The sequence below is a fragment of the Corynebacterium mastitidis DSM 44356 genome (assembly GCF_000375365.1).
Classification (GTDB): domain Bacteria; phylum Actinomycetota; class Actinomycetes; order Mycobacteriales; family Mycobacteriaceae; genus Corynebacterium; species Corynebacterium mastitidis.
Genome location: NZ_AQXB01000010.1, coordinates 11,788 through 28,751, shown reverse-complemented (window position 1 = coordinate 28,751; position 16,964 = coordinate 11,788). Strand labels below are relative to the sequence as shown.

26 protein-coding genes are annotated in these 16,964 nt (G+C 61.5%); 9 read left to right on the top strand and 17 right to left on the bottom strand.

From position 1 onward, the window contains the following. Positions 1 to 371: 371 nt before the first annotated feature. The 14 genes from B140_RS13065 to B140_RS0110895 all read right to left on the bottom strand — a co-directional run bounded on the left by B140_RS13065 (position 372) and on the right by B140_RS0110895 (position 6,917). Positions 372 to 1,136, bottom strand: a complete 765-nt coding sequence (locus B140_RS13065; protein ID WP_018119396.1) for a bifunctional DNA primase/polymerase — start codon at positions 1,134 to 1,136, stop codon at positions 372 to 374. Positions 1,137 to 1,162: 26 nt separating this feature from the next. Further along, complete coding sequence (locus B140_RS12660; RefSeq protein ID WP_018119395.1) at positions 1,163 to 1,597, bottom strand: hypothetical protein; 435 nt, start codon at positions 1,595 to 1,597, stop codon at positions 1,163 to 1,165. Positions 1,598 to 1,999: 402 nt separating this feature from the next. Beyond that, positions 2,000 to 2,743, bottom strand: coding sequence for a PD-(D/E)XK nuclease family protein (locus B140_RS0110945; protein WP_169332543.1), 744 nt, complete (start codon positions 2,741 to 2,743; stop codon positions 2,000 to 2,002). A 104-nt stretch (positions 2,744 to 2,847) separates the two neighbouring features. Beyond that, a complete protein-coding gene (locus B140_RS13930; protein WP_156801767.1) occupies positions 2,848 to 3,090 on the bottom strand; it encodes a hypothetical protein in 243 nt (80 codons plus the stop codon). A 93-nt stretch (positions 3,091 to 3,183) separates the two neighbouring features. Next, positions 3,184 to 3,492, bottom strand: coding sequence for a hypothetical protein (locus tag B140_RS0110935; protein WP_018119393.1), 309 nt, complete (start codon positions 3,490 to 3,492; stop codon positions 3,184 to 3,186). Positions 3,493 to 3,547: 55 nt separating this feature from the next. Further along, a complete protein-coding gene (locus B140_RS0110930; protein ID WP_018119392.1) occupies positions 3,548 to 3,745 on the bottom strand; it encodes a helix-turn-helix transcriptional regulator in 198 nt (65 codons plus the stop codon). Then, a complete protein-coding gene (locus B140_RS13925; protein ID WP_156801766.1) occupies positions 3,742 to 3,906 on the bottom strand; it encodes a hypothetical protein in 165 nt (54 codons plus the stop codon). The genes B140_RS0110930 and B140_RS13925 overlap by 4 nt, the downstream gene beginning before the upstream one ends. Positions 3,907 to 4,064: 158 nt before the next feature. Further along, on the bottom strand, positions 4,065 to 4,271 hold the full coding sequence (locus B140_RS0110925) for a hypothetical protein (protein ID WP_018119391.1): 207 nt from the start codon (positions 4,269 to 4,271) through the stop codon (positions 4,065 to 4,067). Continuing rightward, positions 4,268 to 4,411, bottom strand: a complete 144-nt coding sequence (locus tag B140_RS13920; RefSeq protein ID WP_018119390.1) for a hypothetical protein — start codon at positions 4,409 to 4,411, stop codon at positions 4,268 to 4,270. The genes B140_RS0110925 and B140_RS13920 overlap by 4 nt, the downstream gene beginning before the upstream one ends. Continuing rightward, positions 4,408 to 4,569 carry a hypothetical protein gene (locus B140_RS13915; RefSeq protein ID WP_018119389.1) on the bottom strand — a complete coding sequence of 54 codons (162 nt, stop codon included), beginning with the start codon at positions 4,567 to 4,569 and terminating at the stop codon, positions 4,408 to 4,410. The genes B140_RS13920 and B140_RS13915 overlap by 4 nt, the downstream gene beginning before the upstream one ends. Then, positions 4,550 to 4,753 carry a hypothetical protein gene (locus B140_RS0110910; protein ID WP_018119388.1) on the bottom strand — a complete coding sequence of 68 codons (204 nt, stop codon included), beginning with the start codon at positions 4,751 to 4,753 and terminating at the stop codon, positions 4,550 to 4,552. Before B140_RS0110910 ends, B140_RS13915 begins: the two co-directional genes overlap by 20 nt. Before the next feature lie 253 nt (positions 4,754 to 5,006). Next, on the bottom strand, positions 5,007 to 5,186 hold the full coding sequence (locus tag B140_RS0110905; protein ID WP_018119387.1) for a hypothetical protein: 180 nt from the start codon (positions 5,184 to 5,186) through the stop codon (positions 5,007 to 5,009). 668 nt (positions 5,187 to 5,854) lie between these two features. Beyond that, complete coding sequence (locus B140_RS0110900; RefSeq protein WP_018119386.1) at positions 5,855 to 6,133, bottom strand: hypothetical protein; 279 nt, start codon at positions 6,131 to 6,133, stop codon at positions 5,855 to 5,857. A 1-nt stretch (position 6,134) separates the two neighbouring features. After that, complete coding sequence (locus B140_RS0110895) at positions 6,135 to 6,917, bottom strand: phage antirepressor Ant (protein ID WP_018119385.1); 783 nt, start codon at positions 6,915 to 6,917, stop codon at positions 6,135 to 6,137. A gap of 104 nt (positions 6,918 to 7,021) precedes the next feature. Between B140_RS0110895 and B140_RS0110890 the strand changes: the two genes are divergently transcribed. Continuing rightward, the gene (locus B140_RS0110890) at positions 7,022 to 7,669 is read left to right on the top strand and encodes a hypothetical protein (protein ID WP_018119384.1); all 648 of its coding nucleotides are present in this window, start codon (positions 7,022 to 7,024) and stop codon (positions 7,667 to 7,669) included. A gap of 50 nt (positions 7,670 to 7,719) precedes the next feature. Here the strand turns inward: B140_RS0110890 and B140_RS0110885 are convergent, their stop codons facing one another. Beyond that, entirely contained in the window at positions 7,720 to 8,514 is a 795-nt protein-coding gene (locus B140_RS0110885; protein WP_018119383.1) for a phage antirepressor N-terminal domain-containing protein, read from the bottom strand. A 449-nt stretch (positions 8,515 to 8,963) separates the two neighbouring features. Here B140_RS0110885 and B140_RS13910 point away from each other — a divergent pair, with 449 nt between their 5' ends. The 6 genes from B140_RS13910 to B140_RS0110865 all read left to right on the top strand — a co-directional run bounded on the left by B140_RS13910 (position 8,964) and on the right by B140_RS0110865 (position 12,967). Further along, entirely contained in the window at positions 8,964 to 9,605 is a 642-nt protein-coding gene (locus B140_RS13910; RefSeq protein WP_026166255.1) for a hypothetical protein, read from the top strand. After that, entirely contained in the window at positions 9,538 to 9,978 is a 441-nt protein-coding gene (locus B140_RS13475; protein WP_342341596.1) for an ImmA/IrrE family metallo-endopeptidase, read from the top strand. Before B140_RS13910 ends, B140_RS13475 begins: the two co-directional genes overlap by 68 nt. A 244-nt stretch (positions 9,979 to 10,222) precedes the next feature. Next, positions 10,223 to 11,428 (top strand): DNA cytosine methyltransferase, encoded by a 1,206-nt coding sequence (locus B140_RS0110875; RefSeq protein WP_018119380.1) that lies wholly within the window; start codon positions 10,223 to 10,225, stop codon positions 11,426 to 11,428. After that, positions 11,429 to 12,040 (top strand): Eco29kI family restriction endonuclease, encoded by a 612-nt coding sequence (locus B140_RS0110870; RefSeq protein ID WP_018119379.1) that lies wholly within the window; start codon positions 11,429 to 11,431, stop codon positions 12,038 to 12,040. 29 nt (positions 12,041 to 12,069) lie between these two features. Next, entirely contained in the window at positions 12,070 to 12,252 is a 183-nt protein-coding gene (locus B140_RS13470; protein ID WP_280512665.1) for an excalibur calcium-binding domain-containing protein, read from the top strand. A 190-nt stretch (positions 12,253 to 12,442) separates the two neighbouring features. Continuing rightward, positions 12,443 to 12,967, top strand: a complete 525-nt coding sequence (locus tag B140_RS0110865) for a hypothetical protein (protein WP_018119378.1) — start codon at positions 12,443 to 12,445, stop codon at positions 12,965 to 12,967. Between the two features lie 365 nt (positions 12,968 to 13,332). On the opposite strand, the gene B140_RS0110860 is transcribed toward B140_RS0110865, so the two are convergent. Then, positions 13,333 to 13,629, bottom strand: coding sequence for a hypothetical protein (locus tag B140_RS0110860; protein WP_156801765.1), 297 nt, complete (start codon positions 13,627 to 13,629; stop codon positions 13,333 to 13,335). Positions 13,630 to 13,885: 256 nt separating this feature from the next. Between B140_RS0110860 and B140_RS12655 the strand changes: the two genes are divergently transcribed. Continuing rightward, positions 13,886 to 14,200: a hypothetical protein gene (locus tag B140_RS12655; protein ID WP_040426516.1), complete on the top strand. Its 315-nt coding sequence runs from the start codon at positions 13,886 to 13,888 to the stop codon at positions 14,198 to 14,200. 109 nt (positions 14,201 to 14,309) lie between these two features. Then, positions 14,310 to 15,401 (top strand): site-specific integrase, encoded by a 1,092-nt coding sequence (locus B140_RS0110850; RefSeq protein WP_018119375.1) that lies wholly within the window; start codon positions 14,310 to 14,312, stop codon positions 15,399 to 15,401. Between the two features lie 53 nt (positions 15,402 to 15,454). Here B140_RS0110850 and B140_RS12650 read toward each other — a convergent pair whose 3' ends face one another. Continuing rightward, positions 15,455 to 16,834 carry a PepSY-associated TM helix domain-containing protein gene (locus B140_RS12650; protein WP_156801764.1) on the bottom strand — a complete coding sequence of 460 codons (1,380 nt, stop codon included), beginning with the start codon at positions 16,832 to 16,834 and terminating at the stop codon, positions 15,455 to 15,457. Positions 16,835 to 16,964: the final 130 nt, after the last annotated feature.

Sequence of the window (16,964 nt, the reverse complement as noted above, 5' to 3'; positions counted from 1 at the left end):
TTATTGGGGTCGAGGTGTACTTCCCTCGCCTCCGCCTGGTCAATAGCGCGCGGTACAGTACGCGCAATCTCCGCATCTGGCAGCCCGCACTCTCTGCCCGCCAACCACAACGCCTCCTGCGCCTCCCCCTCCGCTAGGTGTCCGGCTTTCACCAGCTGGCCTACAGACCAGGATTGAGCATTCAAGGTGTGGTTGCGGGTGCCTTCGGGGGCGTGGGCGATTTCATCGCACGCCCGGCGCAGCGCCCCTTGGGCGTAGCGGGCGGCCTGCGGGTCACCCACCAATGCCCCTTGTACGCTGCTGGGGATGGCAGGTGCCCCGGTCGGTGCGGGGGTGGTGAGGTATTTCTCGTACCAAGCCACAATGGGGTGTCACCGTCCTTCCTGCGGGTTGTAGATGCGGGTAGCTGGTGGTGTGATCCATGTCCACGGTGCCCCATCGGCTCGTGTGGAGTAGGGGGCGACGACGTAGCCTCCACGGGTGCGGTAGTCGATCTTGGGGCCGAACATGTTCACCCCGTTTTTGTCCGGGCCTTCTTCGGGGAGGATGTAGGCGTGGCAGCCTCCAGAGGCGGTGTGCGCGAGCCCGTAGACGTGTAGGTTCGGGTCGGCGGCGAGGGCATCCCACTGGTTTTCGGTGTAGGGCACGTCCACGTCGATAACTGCGAAGTGCTCCCCGCACGGCAGGCCGATGTTGGCGTTCGGCCACGTCTCCCACCACGCGCCCACCTGCGTGAGATCGCAGGTGGCGTCCTTGAAGCCCCTCGGGGTCAGGGGTGCTTTGCCTCCGGGTTTGAGAGGGAATACGGGCCAGCCGAGGGTGCGAGCATAGTAGGCGGCGGCCTTGGATTTATCCGCGTTGAGGATCGCCTGTTGGGCGGCGTGGACGGCTTCGCAGGCGTGATCGAAGGCCTCCCATTGTGGGGAGCCTGTCGAAGTGGGGGCCGCCTGGGCCATCAGCAGGGTGGCGTGGTGTGCAGCAGCGGCGAGTTTCCCGAGTTTGGGGTGCGGGCCGTGGGCTTTCTCCTCGGCGGGCCTTGTATCGCAGGCCGGGTGGTGCGTGGGTGGGGGTTGGTCTGGGGTCCAGGAGGTGTCCATGTCCTGGCCGCAGATTTTGCAGGGGGTGGTCAGGATCATGGGGTGTCCTCCTGGGGTGCTAGGGGCTAGAAGGGGACGTCGCCGGAGGCGGCACCAGTGGTGGGGGTGCTGCTGGGCTGCTGCGGGGTGGTGTTCTTCTTGGAGTTGATCCAGCGCTGCGCGAGCTGGGCGTCGGCCTCGGTGAAGTCCCCGAGGATCCAGGGGGCGGACTGGCCGGGCTTGGCTTGCCCCTTGCCGAGGCGGCCCAGGCAGAGCTGCCCGGTGCCGATGTACTTCTTCAGCTGGCCTTGGAGCACCTTGGGGAAGATCAGGGTGTCGTCGATTTCCTCTCCGGCGTTGGGGCCATCGAGGATCACCACGCTGGCGGCTACCGCGTCTGAGGTGCCGTAGGCGGTAGTGATGCCCTCCTTGAACTCGGTGGGGGTAATCATCAACAGGGCACCTTCGTTGGCCTTCAGGTCAAGGCCGGTGCTGGAGGCGGGTTGTGCGAACATGGACATGAGGGGGTCTCCTTTCGAGACTGGGGTTAGAAGAGGGAATCTTGCGTGCCGGGGGCATCGCGGTGGAGGCCGGGGCATTGGTGGATGGCGTGTGCGCATACCCCGTACCCGGCGGGTTGGGGGTTGTGTTTCCACCAGAGGCCTTCTGTGTAGGTGGCGATCGGCCCCCGGTAGTTAATCGGGGCTTTGTGGGGTTCAACGGCGTACTCCTCGTACTCGCAGGGGTGGTTGGGCCAGCCGTGCCAGCAGCGCTCCATGCCGGGGGTTAGGATTGCCCACACGGGTTGGAGGCATCGGGGGCATGTGGCGGGTCGTCCCGCCAGGTGGGGGTTGCGCTGGTGAAGGAATGCGGCGTGGTGGTCGTCGCGTTCGTGGTGGCCGCATGGTGGGCGCGGAGGCTCATCACCAGGTGAAGGCTGGCGGCTCATTGGTGTAGGGCTGGATCATTCCGCCACGGGTGGCTTTATTGGTGTGGAATCTTCGCCAACGGTCTACCCGCTGCGCGAGTAGTACGCCTTCCCAGCCGAGGGTGAGGTTGAGCCAGTGGAGTTCGCACGTGCCGGTTTTCTCCGACAGGTGGATCAGCAAGCCGCGTTCCTGGTTCACGGGGTGGGGGTCGGGTTCGCGCTGCCCGGTGGCCGGGTTGTAGGGGGTGCTGCGGGCGTAGACGGCTAGTTGCATCGCCATCTTGCCGACGTCGTAGAGGCCCCCGGTCTTAATGTCCGCGATGAACAGTTCGTTGCCGATGAGCGCTACGCGGTCGGCGGTGCCTCCTATCTGGAGGTCGTCATGGACGCGGAATTGCTCGACGGCGTGCCACGTGATCCCTTTCGTGGCGGCGGTGTAGGCGTCCAGGTGGGCCTGGTACTTGCCCAACGGGGTTGCAGGCTGGCTGAGATCGTGGCGTTCGGTGGCCTCGTGGAGTTGGGTGCCGATGGTGGCGGCCCGGCTTGCCCCAGCAGCGTCCGCCGCCTGGCTCGTCAGCCTGTTGAGAGTTTTTGTGTCCTCCGGGTCACAGGAAGCGATCTGCAATGCCAGTTCATCGTGGGTGGCGATGCCGAGGGCGGTCATGCGGGCTTTCCATGCGATCAGGTTGCTCTTGTCGGAGAGCTTGTCGATGAAGGTGGTGCAGCGGGTGTAGCCCACTGGTTCTCCGCCGCCTGGGGGTGTGACAAGCGGTCTACCCCACCTGTCGCGGCCAATGTCGCGGTTGCCTCCCCAGTGAGGGGCGTCGGGTTGGGTGAATGTGGTCATGATGCCCCTTCCCATTCTTTTATGTCAGGGGGCCGGTGTTCGTTGCATACCTCGGTGAGAACGTCATTCATGAAGGAAATGATTTCGTTTTCTGCCTGGTGGTATGCGGACATGAGGCCCGATGTGTAGCCGCGCATGTAGGTGTTCTTGGTGGCGTCCCAGTCTTGGGCTTCTTTTTCTGCCGACTTGTAGAACTGGCTGATGCGTTGGCGTAGGTCAGCGAGGTTCGGTCTGGTCATTTTTCACGTTTCTCGTTCTTCGGGTCGCCGTGGGTTTTCACCCAGCGCTTCATCCACCGGCGCTGAGCCTCCTTAGCCCGGTGCTTGGGCCACTTACTGCTCCACATCGGCGGCCTCCACGTAGCGGATATACACACGCTGTTCTGCTCCGCTGCGCCGGACTTCAAAGTTCCCGTTTTCGGTCCGCACGTAAGCGCCCCGGTGCGTGGATTTCGTCTTGTTGTATACGGACGAATACGCAGAATCAAAACTCCTATCGGGGTAGCGCTTTTCCCACGGGTAGATTGCCCACTTCCCGGGATTGGCAATGAGACTTTCCCTTATCTCAATGTCAATCGGATTGGTGCGGTAGTGATTTCGAAGCTGGGGAATATCCTTCTCCTCGACGAATTGCAGTTCCATGTCTAGTTTCCCTTTCCAGGTTGATAGATAGAAGCTGGGATGGCGGGTGTTCTGCTCATAGCGCCTCTTCCTTCGTTGCGGTGCGGGTTTGGGTTTCCTCCCAGGCCTCCACGTCCTCCAGGCGGTAGTAGACGCGGCGACCCACCTTGATGAACCTCGGGCCGGTACCCCGGTAGCGGTGCTGCGCCCAGGACTGCTTCGTCGTACCCGGATAACGGGTGAGCATGTCTTCGATGGTCAGTGGGGCGCTCATGCTGCCACCGGTTCTTCAATCGGGCCCGGGTCGTGGATACGCACCCAGTTCTCGATGGTCGAGACACTGCACTTGTAGGCATCTGCGAGGCGCTGGACGGCCCAGTATCTGCCGAGGAATGATTGGAAGTGCCACCAGTCATCCCGCAGCTTGTCCGCCACGGTCACCCCCTCGGGGCCTTTCGTGTGATTGCGTGGGGCCCAGGGCTGGTATCCGGGTTGGTCTCGGTGCTTCCAGCATGAGTGGCATAGCTGGAGGGTGCGGAGCTGCGTGGTGCGCTGGCAGTTCTCGCACCGCCCAATTCGTGTTATAAGCGCCATTATTTCCTCCCCATGTCGGAGTGTGCTTTTAGGGTGTAGGACCCTAGTGTGGTGGTCAGCCAGCGGCCATCGATTTCAATAATGAGGCCGAGTTTTTCCAGGTCGCGGAGGTTCTCCTCGCTAGGTTTCTTCTTGCCTCCGGCAAGCATCTTGAGGGCGGCGATTTGTTCTGGCCGCAACTCCCTAATCGCTTCTTGTGGTGTCACTTTTCCTCCTTTTCAAGATCATCTTCTGCAATGTCGATGGCGTTTTCCAGGGCGTAGGTGAGATCAACGCTGATCTGGTCGCGGTGGCGGCGCAGGATGTAGCGCAGCGCCCCGGGCAGGTAGTGCGGGGGTTTCGTCACGGTAGCGCCACCTCCGCCGCCGCCATGACCGTCAACCCGTACACGAACAGGGCCATGAGCATCCCGACGGCCCACTCCTCGCGCCCGTCGTAGTGCTCCGGCTCCAGCACCCCCACCACCTCCGCCAAAGCCGTGAGCTCAGAATCGCTGGTGGTCATGCTTGCCAGCCTTCCCATCCGCGATACGCGCCCACTTCTCCGCCAAGGCGATCATGTCCCGAATCTGCTCATGCTGCCTACCGCTATAAAACCGGGTACGAGCGTTGATCTCCCCAATCCGGCGCGCGATTTGCCGCCAGGCACGCCCAGCCATCGCACCAGTCATCTCGTCCAGCTCGCTCATGCCGCCGCCCCGTTCGTCACATATTCGTCGCACCACTGCTTGGTGGTGTACCAGCGCCCGGCTGGTTTCTCCGCGCGCAAATCCCCGCACCGCATCATGGTTCGCACTGTGTCTGGGTGCCGCCCCAGATGGACAGCAGCCTCGTTAGCGCTAATTAGCGGCAGGCCGTCCTGAGAGACTAGCCTCGTCATCGGTTTCTCCTTACCTAGAAATCACGCCCACGCCTGGCTGGTACCCAGGCGTGGGCCTCTTCTTATGCCGAATATGAAGAAAGCTGAGCTTTACGCAATACTTCTTCCCTCGCGGCCTGCAAAGCCTCACGAGTGTGGTCCTTAAAAAAGCTCTCTTTTTCGGCCTGCTGCTGGACATTCACCAGCACCTTGTATATGAGGAAAAGCTCAGCCCTGGACAGGCCCTCCGGGATCATGCCCATCGGACAGGTTTCTTGTTGAGTTCGTCGATCTGGGCCTGTAAGCGCTTCTCACGTGTCGTAATGCTCGTGTCGTACCCTTCAGTCAGTTCCCAGTAGAATCTGAGCGTCTTCAGCCTCTCGCATACGATGAACGCGGAGGCGGTAGAAACAGCGGCACATATGGCCGAAATAACGATAGTTATATTCATAAAATCACCTTCTTTCTTGAATTTCCTCAGTACGGGGGGGGTGGGGTGCAGGTGCCACCTCGACGCGAAGGGGTATCAGCGCCGTCATGGGTGGCCCTTGACAGGGCAAGAATCAAAACCTGCTTGGACACCCCACCCCCTAGTGCGCGCGCCCGGACTTGAACCGGGTGAGTTGCACCTGTCGCGCGCCTGGTATTTGTATCCGCGCTGGTCGTTGCCTCGCGTGGGGGCGCTACCCCACCACACGGTGTAGGACTACTCGGGTGACTACTGTGAGGTCTTGACGATCTAAGAACCACGCTCGCCCACGCACCTTTTCGTCCCGTATCTCACCAGCGCTATGCACTATTGAGTTTTTGATACAACACACACAGCAAATACATCACTGTGTCGATAATTTGGGATACACGTATCCCCGCGCGCTCCCCGGCCTCGCACCGGGAGTGGCTACTAGCAGCGCCCCAGACGGATCACACCGCCCTACCCCTTATTTCGATCCAGCACCTCGCGCATTGCCCTCACCGCTGCCTCTAGGTCGGAAAACTCCGACTCGGAGAAATCGTAGGGGCCGACCTCCAGCGCAATCCCCGCACTCTGACTATGGCTCAGCCTCAACGGGAGCCGCCGCCACGAATCCACCTCTGGCACATACGCCTCGGCCATACCGAACTCGCAGAGCACTTCACGGCCAAACCACTCATCAGAATCACTCCGATCAGCGTCCACCACCGGGAAACCGCTCACGTCACGCAAAGCCATGTCACGCCACCTCCAGTTCGGTTTGCCCGCCCCAGCGCTGCACCGCGCGCACAATGGCCGCCGCGCCTGCAGGGGTGATCTTCAACGTCTGCTGCACCTCGCCATTCAGGCGCGGTGCCTCATGCTGCGGCACCAGGTGAAAGTACGGCTTCTTGTCCGCGTAAGCCCGCCAGCGATGCACCGTGACCTTCTTCCCCTTGGAGTTCGACCACCGGGACACCGGATCGTCATAGATCCACCTGTGCGCAGCCAGCATTGCACGGAGACGCCCCTCGTTGAGGTTCAACTGGTTTGCCAGGGTGCGGAACTGAATCAGGTCATACTGCGCCACGAACTCGTCGTGGTAGGTGATCTTCGGCGCGGCGGCCTCCAGCTCGGCCGCCTGGCGCGCCGACGTAGCCTCCAGCTCCTTGATCGTGGAGTCCGCCTCCATCAAGGCCCGGGCCATTAACTCCCGGCCCGTCAACTCACGCGGCGCAGCCTCCTTGGCGCGGCGCTCGCACTCCAGGAAGTACTGGCGGGCCTGCTTGCCCTTCTCGGAGCGCTGGATCATGGAGATTTCCTTAGCCATGTCCAAGGTCACGATGTGGTCAGTCCTAGGCCGCCCGCCGGTACTTTCCGACATTTCTGTCGAAAAGTCCTGACCTGCGGAAAAGCCATAGTCAACCATGCGTGGGAACCACTTATCGTAAGGTGTTGCCACCTCCAGGAAGGCGTGGAGCCTGCGGCCCATCACCGCCTGCACACCCTCATCGGTAGTCACGATGGGAATCAACTCACTCATCTGCTACAATCTCCTCCATCTTCTTTTCTTACTGTTCCCCGCCCTGCCAGGCGGGGGGTTTTCTTTTCTCGTTGTGTAGTTTTCGGTGCGGTAGCATTACCCGCATGGATTCGTGGTCAATCGCCTTCGGCATTGCTGGCGCCATCACTGGCCTCTCGGGTGTAGTGCTCGCGCAACTCGCGCACCGCGAGTCGAAGAAGGCGAACCGCATCGCCAAGGGGGCACTTACGGAAGCCACCGAAGCGAATCGCATCGCTGTAGATGCAAACAAGCTGGCAGAGGATGCGAACACGATCAGCGGGCGAGCGCTGAAGGTCGCTGGCGAAGACTTCGAGTATCAGTGGGGATTCAGGGTCGAACACAATGGGGAAATCTTCATCTTCAATAGCAGCCCCCACGATGCACTCAACCTCACCATCTACGCCACGGCAGAAACCACGGGAGAACCGATAGCCCCCGGCATATGGATCTGCCGGAACACACCGCGCGTGACCTTTGGAAAGCAATTCCCTTTCAACGCGGAGAGCATTTACCCGCAGCTTCTCACCAAGACTCGTGCGCAAAGACCCAATACCGTCAACTTCCTGGGCCCCCACCCCATCCATGACGGACGAATCCCAGTCAAGTTCGACATCGTGGCTGTATTGCAGTGGACCACTCCCGGCGGGCGGGAATGCGGAGACGTGATCAAGCACAGCCTGAGCTGTCGCGAGGACCAGAGCGGTAACATCACGTTCACTATGGACAGTTGACATTGCTAACCTCCTTTCTTGTTTATGCGGCTTATGCGGCGTGATCTGATTTATGCGGCGGTGATCTCCGGGAACGTTTCTGCGTAGTGGGAATCCCACACCGCATCCAAAATCGGGCGGTCATCCTGGGTATAGGCCAAAATGTTGCGCACCCTACCCCCAACCTCACCAGGGGCCTTCGACGGCTCATACCCACGAGCCTCGATAAACGCCTTCTTCACTCGCCGCCCAAACACCGAGCGGTGACGCTTCACCCACCCCTCCGGCATACCCTTCTCCCGCAGATAATCCTCCGTATACAGGGGCATCTCTCCAGCCTCAATCTCAGGGGTCTCACCCAACGCGCGAGCCAACACAACCCGCCCCTTGGCCTCCAGATGCTGCGCATCCACCACACCCCTCAACAGGGATAGGACCTGGGCTTGCCCCTTCGCATGGTCAATGCTCTGCTGGAGACGATCCAACTGCTCACCCGTGGCGCGCGGGTTGATCGCCCCACCTTGCGTCCAGTACGACTCGATGACGTCAGCGATTTCGGACTGGTAGGCAACCACCAGCGGGCGGGCCTCCTCGGACACGCGGTTCTCGTCGATGGTGGCGAGCCACATCGTCAACGTGCGCAGGTCGATGACGGTGACTTCTCGCGTCTGAGTATCGCCGGGAAGCTGCACGGTCGTCTTGACCGTGCAGGCCCATGATTTGCGCCGTAGTCTCTTCATCTGCGAATCCGCATCCAAACCCAGCGATTCGGGAATGGGTCGGAACACCACGTGCGGCTCACCATCAACATCCACGGCCTGCACCGTGCTCCCGTGGAACGGGATTGAAACCAGCTCAGTACTCATGTACGGTCCTCCTTATCTTTAGGTTTTCTTTTCCCCGCCCTGCCAGGCGGGGTTTTCTTATGCTGCGACACGACCAGCGGCCACAGGTTCCTCCTCTGCCACCAGGATTCGTTCTGGCCGAGCGCCAAGACGGTAAAGCGCCTGAATAACGGTGTCGGTAGGTACGCGCTCCCTGGCAGCGCGCCGCCAGGTCTTGCGGGTGACCCCAGATCGCTCTTCAAGAGCCTCCCAGGACGTGATCCCGTTAAGCCTCTTTACCCGGTCAATCTCGTTCAGGGAGAGTAGAACCATTCCCTTTCAGCCTCCTTTCTTCAAGCCGTTGGTACAAAATCTACTCACACAGTCGCCAGACATGCAACCTTGCCTACCCTGAATGGGGGAATATCGGTTACATATGACCTGCTAGATGCCCACTTGACGGGTAGAAAACTACCCAGTAGCCTTGAGGTATGGACATAAAAAAGTGGCTCTCGGAAACCTCGCATAGCCGAGTCACAGATGCCGACATAGCTGAACTTTTAGGCGTCACCCGAAAGACGGCGAATCGCCGGATCAATGACGGCCTTAACGCCACAGACCTCATCACGGTTTGTAGAGCACTTGAGGTAAATCCCGTTGATGCTCTCGTAGAGCTTGGACACCTAGAAGACGAAGAGGTTATGGCCTACATGGATGCAGATGGCCGCCTCCTTGACAATGCCTCCGAGTCTGAGATTGCTCTTGAGCTCGCGCGGCGTCTCAATCCTGCGACCCTGGCTGACGCCCTCGCCGACATTGCCCGCGCCCCCGAACGTCTCAAGACCCTCGACGGGCAAGATATCGCCCGCGCGCTACTACTCCTCCAGCAGGAGATCACCCGCCGCACCGCCGGCCTCAACGCCGTACTCAAACAAGAAGGTGAAGAGCCAATAACCGAACAGCAGGCACTCCACACCCTCGCGGACGTGGACGAACTCGCTGCCCGTCGTGGGCGCCACACAGACGGGGGTACCGAAAGTACCCCCGCCGCCACGGCCGAGCTTTATGCTGCCGATAGCAGCCCGGATGAGACAGAGGAGAGGTGGGAACGTGGCGAGGACCCTATCGACTGATGACCTGATCTGCTTAGCGGAGGCGGACGGGATCAGTGTGGAGTGGCATACCGGCGGCCCCAAAGGCATGTGGATACCGAGCCGGAGGGCAATCAGCCTGCGGCATGGCCTCGATGAAATCCAGTCCCGCTGCACCCTAGCCCACGAGCTGGGGCACGCTTATTACAATCACCCTGGCGGGCATGACCCTAAGCATGAGGCGGCGGCGGATCGGCGGGCAGCATGGCTTTTAGTATCGGCGTCGGATTATGCTCACGCGGAGGGTATCTACGGCCCTGTGCCTGCGCGGATCGCTGCTGAGCTGGGGGTGACTGTGCATTTGCTCGGTGTGTGGCGTGAGATGTGGGACTCTTGCTGTAGCGAGGCGGTATGAGGCGGGAAGGTTATATGTAATTCCGGGTATAGTGGTGTGTTGCCGCAGGTAGTTAAGTGTTTTCCCCGCGCATGCGGGGGTGAGCCCTAGGAGGGCTTGATGGTCACGGTCAAGACAGCGTTTTCCCCGCGCATGCGGGGGTGAGCCCAAGCCGGAGGTGGCCGCAGCCCAGGCGTACTTGTTTTCCCCGCGCATGCGGGGATGAGCCTCTATAGAATGAGTGTGCTAGTCAAAGAAAGGGTGCATGATGACGGTTAAGGGTGTAGAGCTCTTCGCAGGCGGAGGCGGACTCTTACTAGGGTCCGCGCTCGCTGGCGTCGAGCACATCGCTGCAGTCGAGTGGAACAAGTGGGCATGCCAAACCATGCGCGCCAACGCGGCCGCAGGCTACCCACTTGTCCAGGGCCTCCGCGTCATCGAAGACGACGTACGGCACGTCAACTGGGACGAGGTCACCGATGGCGCCGATATTGACGTTGTCACCGGCGGCCCCCCATGCCAACCGTTCTCCCTCGGCGGGCTCGCCCGCAACGCCGATGACCCCCGCGATATGTTCCCCGCCACCACAGCCGTCATCGAGAAACTACGCCCACGCGCCTTCGTCATCGAAAACGTCAAGGGCCTTACCCGCGCCAGCTTCAGCGACTACTTCGAGTTCATCAAGCTGCGACTCACCCACCCCGAGCTGCGCGCCCGCGACGGTGAATCCTGGCGCGAGCACTACACCCGGCTCCAAAAAGAGCACACCAGCATCCGCAGCGACCTCCAATACAAACTGATCACCACCCTGGTCGATGCTGCCGACTATGGAGTACCCCAACGCCGCCACCGAGTCATCATGGTGGGCTTCCGCCAAGACGTCGAGGCAAACTGGGCGTTCCCGACTGCCACGCACAGTAAAGCCGCGCTGGTGCGCTCCCAAGCCCACGGCGACTACTGGGAGCTCTTCGGTATCCGCGTACCATCCGACTACCGCGCCCCGGCACACCTTCCTGACGACGATGGGCGCCGCCCCTGGGTTACCGTGCGCCAAGCCCTTCACGATATGCCCACCCCCCACCGAGACCGCAGCACCCCGGGCTGGCTAGACCATCGCCTCCAAGAAGGCGCCCGCTCCTACAAAGGACACACCGGCTCCCCCCTCGATGAGCCCTCCAAGGCACTCAAAGCCGGGGTACACGGCGTCCCCGGAGGAGAGAACATGATGCGCTTTGCCGACGGCAGCGTGCGCTACTACAGCACGCGCGAAGCCGCCCGCATCCAGACCTTCCCCGACCGCTACGCCCTCCACGGAGCCTGGACAGAAGCACTACGCCAACTCGGCAACGCCGTGCCCGTCCACCTCGCCCAGACCGTGATGCTCAGCGTGGCAGAACACCTCGAACGAGACACCGCCATGCGCCGCATCCAACAACTGCCCATCCAACGACACCTACGGGCGGTGAGCTAAATGGTCGCCTTCGATCCCCTGTCCTACGACAACCTCGGCGCCTCCATCGCCCGCGCCCTAGACGACGAACCCGTCGTTCCGTTGACAGAGATCCAGCGTTTTGACGGCGCTGGGATCTACGCTTTGTACTACACCGGCGACTTTCCCGCCTACGAACTCCTCGCCGAGCGTAACCGTGAGCAGCCGGGCTCCTGGGCGCTGTACATCGGAAAAGCGGAAGCCGAAAACGCCCGGAAAGGCGAAGCGAACCAAGCGACCGTCACCGTAGGGACAAAACTGTTCAACCGCGTGCGCAACCACCGGAGTTCCATCGACGCCGCCCAAAACCTGAACGCAGAGGACTTCCACGTGCGCATGCTCGCAGTAGCACCCACCTGGATACCGCTTGCCGAGGTGGTGGCCATCCGACTGCACCGCCCCGTGTGGAACGCCATTGTTGACGGCCTGGGCAACCACAACCCGGGCAAAGGCCGCAAGGACATGATGCGGCCACGCTGGGATACCCTCCACCCTGGGCGTGGGTGGGCGGAGAAACTAGCGGATCGTGGTGAAACCGCCGGCGACATTGAACAAGACGTGCGGCGCTATCTACGCCAACAAATAGACGGCTAGCCCCCGGTCGTAGAGGGTCGTAGAGGCACATATGCAGTCGCAGAGCCCCATTCCGAGGAGGGGCACGCTGTCAGGAAGAAGCGCCCGCATCTACCTACTACTCCAGTTGCGCCCAAGCTAAGGCCGCTGGTGCCGCGCCGCTGTACGCCGGGAGCCCCGGCTACAGCAGCCGACTCGACCGTGACGGCGACGGCGTAGCCTGCGAAAACTAACCCTCGAAGGGCCGCTAGTGGAGAGGCCTCTATGTAACAATGCGACAGATCTGCAGTATGAGCGTGATGTACTGCAGGTTCACTTTCAAAAATAATATCTATCACGCTATAAATAGCAGACTTCTTGGAAGTATGTAACACTGCTTACAGTCCTAGGAACTAGGTTGTACCCACACAGAGAGGAAAGCGCATGCCTAAGCACATGGGGCAGCGCATCGCCGCCTTCGCGTTTGCCATCACGATCCCCCTTACGGGAACCAGCATCGCTCACGCTAATGCAAGTGAAACAACCCCGATCCCAGAGTCACTCACCGCCACGCAAGCCCCCCAAACCGTGGAACTTGCCGAAGATCAGCGCGAAGAGATCAATGCCCTGCTTCAGGAACTTGGGTATTCGTCAATCCCCGACAATGTTGTTCGTCTCAAAGAAGAAGATGAGGTGGTCAAGGCTTTTGACGAAGCCGGCAATGAGGTAGAAATTAACCCCACCCGCACAACCCCCCGGATTCAGACCTATGACGCCAGGGACGAGATTAAGCGAGCTGTGGGCGCCTGCCTGGGGATTGACTTCTTCGCTGAAGTCGGAGCATGGGAGGCTATTGAGTCCCAGGTCACAGACTGGAACAAGGCTGCAAAGTTTGTCCTTCGTCGTGTAGGAGCAATCGCAATCATCTCGTGCGGTGGCGGCGTATTCTACAAGTACATCATCAAGTAAACAATGAATGAGAGAATCAAATCATTCACTGGAGGAGTGGGTATAGGCGTAATCGCAGCAGCCGCAGCTGTTATTCTCATACTCAAGATTCTCACTGGAGATTCCCCCGATTGGGTGAAACTAGTCGTACCCGGCATGGCCGCAGTGCTCATTATAGGCATCATCCGGCTATCCAGGAAGACTGAATCTTCAGAGCCTTCAGGCAACACTCACTGATAAAAAATCAGGGCCACGGGACACTCCGTGGCCCTCTTTGCTAATCTCACTCTACAGCCTCAAAAAGCCCCCGCAGGCCACCACAGTCTGCGGGGGTTTCTTCCTGCGTGTCTCCTTGGTGCACACGACGCACACACAAAGGAATGCTGCTACAGCGTGATCCCCAGCGGAGCAACCACACCATTAGCCGCGTCACGCGCCTGGCCAACGACCCCATACAGCGCGTCCTGAGCCTCGGTCACCACGTCAAACGAGGTGGACAGCTCATCAAAATCTTCCAGCTCAATCTCATCAGCCAGCTGAATCGACGGCTTAAACTCCACATTCACCAGCGGCTTCTGCGCCTCTTGCTCGTGGTCCTCGCAAGCCATAGCCGGTGCAGCGGCCACACCCGCCATGACAGACACCGCAGCAGCCGACACTAGAAAACGACGCGCCTTACTCATTCCTGCGTACCCCTTAAGAACTACCAAACCGATACTATAGGCCACGATCAGTGTCCTTGGCTAACGACCCTAGCACACGAACAGTGCCGCAACCCGCTATTAAGTCACCAAGACCCCCAATCTACCCCCAAAAGAACACCAAAGAAGCTCGAACCATACCACAACCAGCACCCCCCGCTACATCGCCAATGTATGATCGGCCACGGTGCCTGGCAACCCGCCACGGCACCTCAACCCCAACCCCTAGGAGGACTATATGATCCGTAAGGCTACTATCGCAGCCGCGACCCTGGCAGTTGCTGCCACCACCGCAGTTGCCCCCGCCATGGCCTACGAGGTTAACAACGGCACGGCGGCCATTCCGGACAACGCTCCCGTTGCTGAGAAGCCGGAGTTTGACCCGTCCACCATCAAGACCGATGTGAAGCCGGTCCGCCCCGGCAAGTCCTACGAGGAGCAGGTTCAGCAGGCCGAGCTGACCGGCAAGCGCCTGGACAACGCCAAGAAGGGCGTGGAGACCGCCAAGGGCATCGTCGATACCCTCGGTGGCCTGTTCGGCTTCGGTAAGTAATACCAGCCTCGGTCAAGTAAAGCCCCCGCAGTTCATCACACACTGCGGGGGCTTTACCCATCACTGACCCTTTTCACACCCAGCCCAAAAGGATCGAACCAATCGTATCATGGCTTCCATCACCAAGTACGCCTCCGCCCGCGCCAAAAGCGGCTACGCCTGGCGCGTCCAATACCGAGGCCCAGACGGAAAATCCCACACCAAACGCGGCTTCGCCACGAAAAACGCAGCACAAAAATGGGCCGAGAAAAACGCCGTCGCCGTCAGCGAAGGCACCTGGATCGACCCACAACACCGCAAGATCACCGTCGAGGAACTCGGCACCAGGTGGCTGACCATGCAGGGACACCTCAAGCCCTCCACCATGCGCGTCACAGAGCAATCGTGGCGTGTGCACGTACTGCCCTACTGGGGCACGCGGCGCATTGGAGAGATCATGCCCTCAGAGGTACAGGAATGGGTCATGGGGATTGAACGCTCCGCGTCCATCGTGCGTAAAGCTCACGCGTGCCTGGCACAGGTGCTTGACCTGGCGGTGCAGGATCACCGGCTAGAGCGCAACCCAGCGCGCGGAATCAAACTCCCCCGCAAGGCCAAGGGCACTCGCGTGTACCTCACTGCTGAGCAGCTAAAGACGCTTGCCGATGAGGCAAAGTACCCAGAGTTGGTGTGGCTGCTGGGTACGGTGGGCCTGCGGTGGGGTGAGGCCTCCGCACTGCGGGTACGGGACGTGAATGTACTGCGAGGGCGCATCAGCGTGGAGCGTAACGCAGTGACGGTGGGGAGCAGGATACACATTGGCACCCCTAAGACGCATGAGCAGCGGGTCGTGGCGGTGCCGCGTTTTGTGATGGGCATGATCTCGCCACTCATGCAGGATAAAGGCCCCGACGGGCTACTGTGGGTGGATCGTAGTGGCGGGCCGATGAAACTCCCGGCCAAGGACGGGTGGTATCACGGGGCGCTGGAGCGGTGCATGAAGGCTGATCCTGATTTTCCGCGCGTTACACCTCATGGGCTGCGGCACGTAGCGGCGGGGTTGATGGTGTCCTCGGGGGCGAATGTGAAGGTGGTGCAGCGGCAATTAGGCCATGCGAGCGCAGCGATGACGCTAGATACGTATGCAGACCTTTTTGATGGTGATCTCGATGAGGTGGCGGCGGCGATGGATAAGCGGCTGGCACAGGTAAAAATCGTGTAGTCAGATTGTAGTCAGATTGAGGAAATTGCCCCTGTTTTCGCTGGTCACGGGCTTTACTGTCGCGGGTTCGAATCCTGCCGGGGGCGCACCCGTTCCCCTCGGCCTTCCCCGCCGCGCGCCGCGCGCACCGCCTCCAGGAGGAAGGACAGGGCCACGAGCACCACCATGCTCGCCGCGAAGAGCGGCGCGATCACGCTGTAGGCCACGCAGGCCGCCAGCAGGGCGGCCTTGCCCCACGCGGGCACCGCCGCCCAGGGGGAAAGCGAGGGCAGCGCCCGGTGGTGCCGCCGCCTGCGCCACCAGGCGAGGTAGCCCAGCACCACCACCGCCATGATGAACAGCGCCACGGCCCCCAGCGCGATCTGCGTGTAGATGCCCAGCAGCGTGCCCATGTGGAGCTGGATGATCCACGAGGTCGCCCTGGCCGCCAGCGGCCAGGAGGAGAAGGGCACCGTATCCACCACGGCCCCGGTGGCGCCGTCCACCGCTACCGCGTCGGTGGCAAAGCGGAACGGCTGCCGCGCCTCCACCACCTTCCAGGCTCCCTCGCCGTCCTTGGGCGCGGTGAGGTCGATGAACCCGGTCAGGCCCTCCGCGCGGGCCACGTCCAGCACCGTGTCCAGGGGATCGCGCCCCGCCGCGCCCGGCTCGGCCTTAAGGCTCGTCGGCGCCGCCACGGCGGTGTCCGGGGTTGGGGCCATCCAGTCGAGGTGGGTGCGCACCTGGGCGATGTTGTGGCCCGCCACCAGGGACCAGGTCAGCCCGGAGACGCAGAGGAAGATCATCCCCGGCGCCACGATCAGCCCCAGCAGCGCATGCTTTTCCTTGGCGTAGCGGCGGCTGCCGCGCCGCGCCGGGGCGCGGTTGCGCACCCGCGTGGCGAGGAAGAGCACCACGCCCGTCACGGCGAGCGGGCCGAGCCAGGTGGCGGCCACCTCCGAGTAGACGCGCCCCGGCTGGCCTAGCCAGAGTTCCTTGTGCCCGTGGGAGATCCACGTGCGCAGCGGCAGCGAGCCGGAGGTGCCGTACTGCGCCAGGTCGCCCTTGATCTCCAGGGAACCGGGGTCCACAAAGACGGCTCGGGAGAACTTCTTGGCCGGGCCCAGCTCCGGGTCCGCCAGCAGCACCCGGGTGGTGTCCCCCGGGTTCTCCGAGGCGCGCACCCCCTTGAGCGCAAGGCCCGGGTAGGCCTGCTGGGCCGCCGCCACCTGCTCCGAGAGGGGCTTGGGCGGTTCCTGCGAGGTGGCGGTGAGTTCCTCGCGGTAGGCCAGCTTTTCCAGGGTCGGGGAAAAGGCGTAGAACAACCCCGTCAGCGCCGCGACGAGGATCAAGGGGGCCACCAACAGCCCAGCCAGGGTGTGGGCGTTACTAACGACGCCGCGCATGCTCGCGCGCCCCGGGGCGCGCTTCTCGCTCTCTCGATGTGGTTTCACGCAGTATTTGTCGCGTGAACCATGCCTCACGGTTCCTCATTATGTCCCACGCCACAGGGCAGCGTCCGGGGCGGACGCCTGGGGGCGGTGCTTGTACGATGGGCCGGGACGTCGATAAGCCCCACCCTAA

Coding starts and splice junctions, on each gene's coding strand:
- B140_RS13065 (WP_018119396.1), bottom strand. CDS start 1,136: ATGATCCTGACCACCCCCTGCAAAATCTGCGGCCAGGACATGGACACC.
- B140_RS12660 (WP_018119395.1), bottom strand. CDS start 1,597: ATGTCCATGTTCGCACAACCCGCCTCCAGCACCGGCCTTGACCTGAAG.
- B140_RS13930 (WP_156801767.1), bottom strand. CDS start 3,090: ATGACCAGACCGAACCTCGCTGACCTACGCCAACGCATCAGCCAGTTC.
- B140_RS0110935 (WP_018119393.1), bottom strand. CDS start 3,492: ATGGAACTGCAATTCGTCGAGGAGAAGGATATTCCCCAGCTTCGAAAT.
- B140_RS0110930 (WP_018119392.1), bottom strand. CDS start 3,745: ATGAGCGCCCCACTGACCATCGAAGACATGCTCACCCGTTATCCGGGT.
- B140_RS13915 (WP_018119389.1), bottom strand. CDS start 4,569: ATGACCACCAGCGATTCTGAGCTCACGGCTTTGGCGGAGGTGGTGGGG.
- B140_RS0110910 (WP_018119388.1), bottom strand. CDS start 4,753: ATGAGCGAGCTGGACGAGATGACTGGTGCGATGGCTGGGCGTGCCTGG.
- B140_RS0110905 (WP_018119387.1), bottom strand. CDS start 5,186: ATGGGCATGATCCCGGAGGGCCTGTCCAGGGCTGAGCTTTTCCTCATA.
- B140_RS0110900 (WP_018119386.1), bottom strand. CDS start 6,133: ATGGCTTTGCGTGACGTGAGCGGTTTCCCGGTGGTGGACGCTGATCGG.
- B140_RS0110895 (WP_018119385.1), bottom strand. CDS start 6,917: ATGAGTGAGTTGATTCCCATCGTGACTACCGATGAGGGTGTGCAGGCG.
- B140_RS0110890 (WP_018119384.1), top strand. CDS start 7,022: ATGGATTCGTGGTCAATCGCCTTCGGCATTGCTGGCGCCATCACTGGC.
- B140_RS0110885 (WP_018119383.1), bottom strand. CDS start 8,514: ATGAGTACTGAGCTGGTTTCAATCCCGTTCCACGGGAGCACGGTGCAG.
- B140_RS13910 (WP_026166255.1), top strand. CDS start 8,964: ATGGACATAAAAAAGTGGCTCTCGGAAACCTCGCATAGCCGAGTCACA.
- B140_RS13475 (WP_342341596.1), top strand. CDS start 9,538: ATGCTGCCGATAGCAGCCCGGATGAGACAGAGGAGAGGTGGGAACGTG.
- B140_RS0110875 (WP_018119380.1), top strand. CDS start 10,223: ATGATGACGGTTAAGGGTGTAGAGCTCTTCGCAGGCGGAGGCGGACTC.
- B140_RS0110870 (WP_018119379.1), top strand. CDS start 11,429: ATGGTCGCCTTCGATCCCCTGTCCTACGACAACCTCGGCGCCTCCATC.
- B140_RS0110865 (WP_018119378.1), top strand. CDS start 12,443: ATGCCTAAGCACATGGGGCAGCGCATCGCCGCCTTCGCGTTTGCCATC.
- B140_RS0110860 (WP_156801765.1), bottom strand. CDS start 13,629: ATGAGTAAGGCGCGTCGTTTTCTAGTGTCGGCTGCTGCGGTGTCTGTC.
- B140_RS12655 (WP_040426516.1), top strand. CDS start 13,886: ATGATCCGTAAGGCTACTATCGCAGCCGCGACCCTGGCAGTTGCTGCC.
- B140_RS0110850 (WP_018119375.1), top strand. CDS start 14,310: ATGGCTTCCATCACCAAGTACGCCTCCGCCCGCGCCAAAAGCGGCTAC.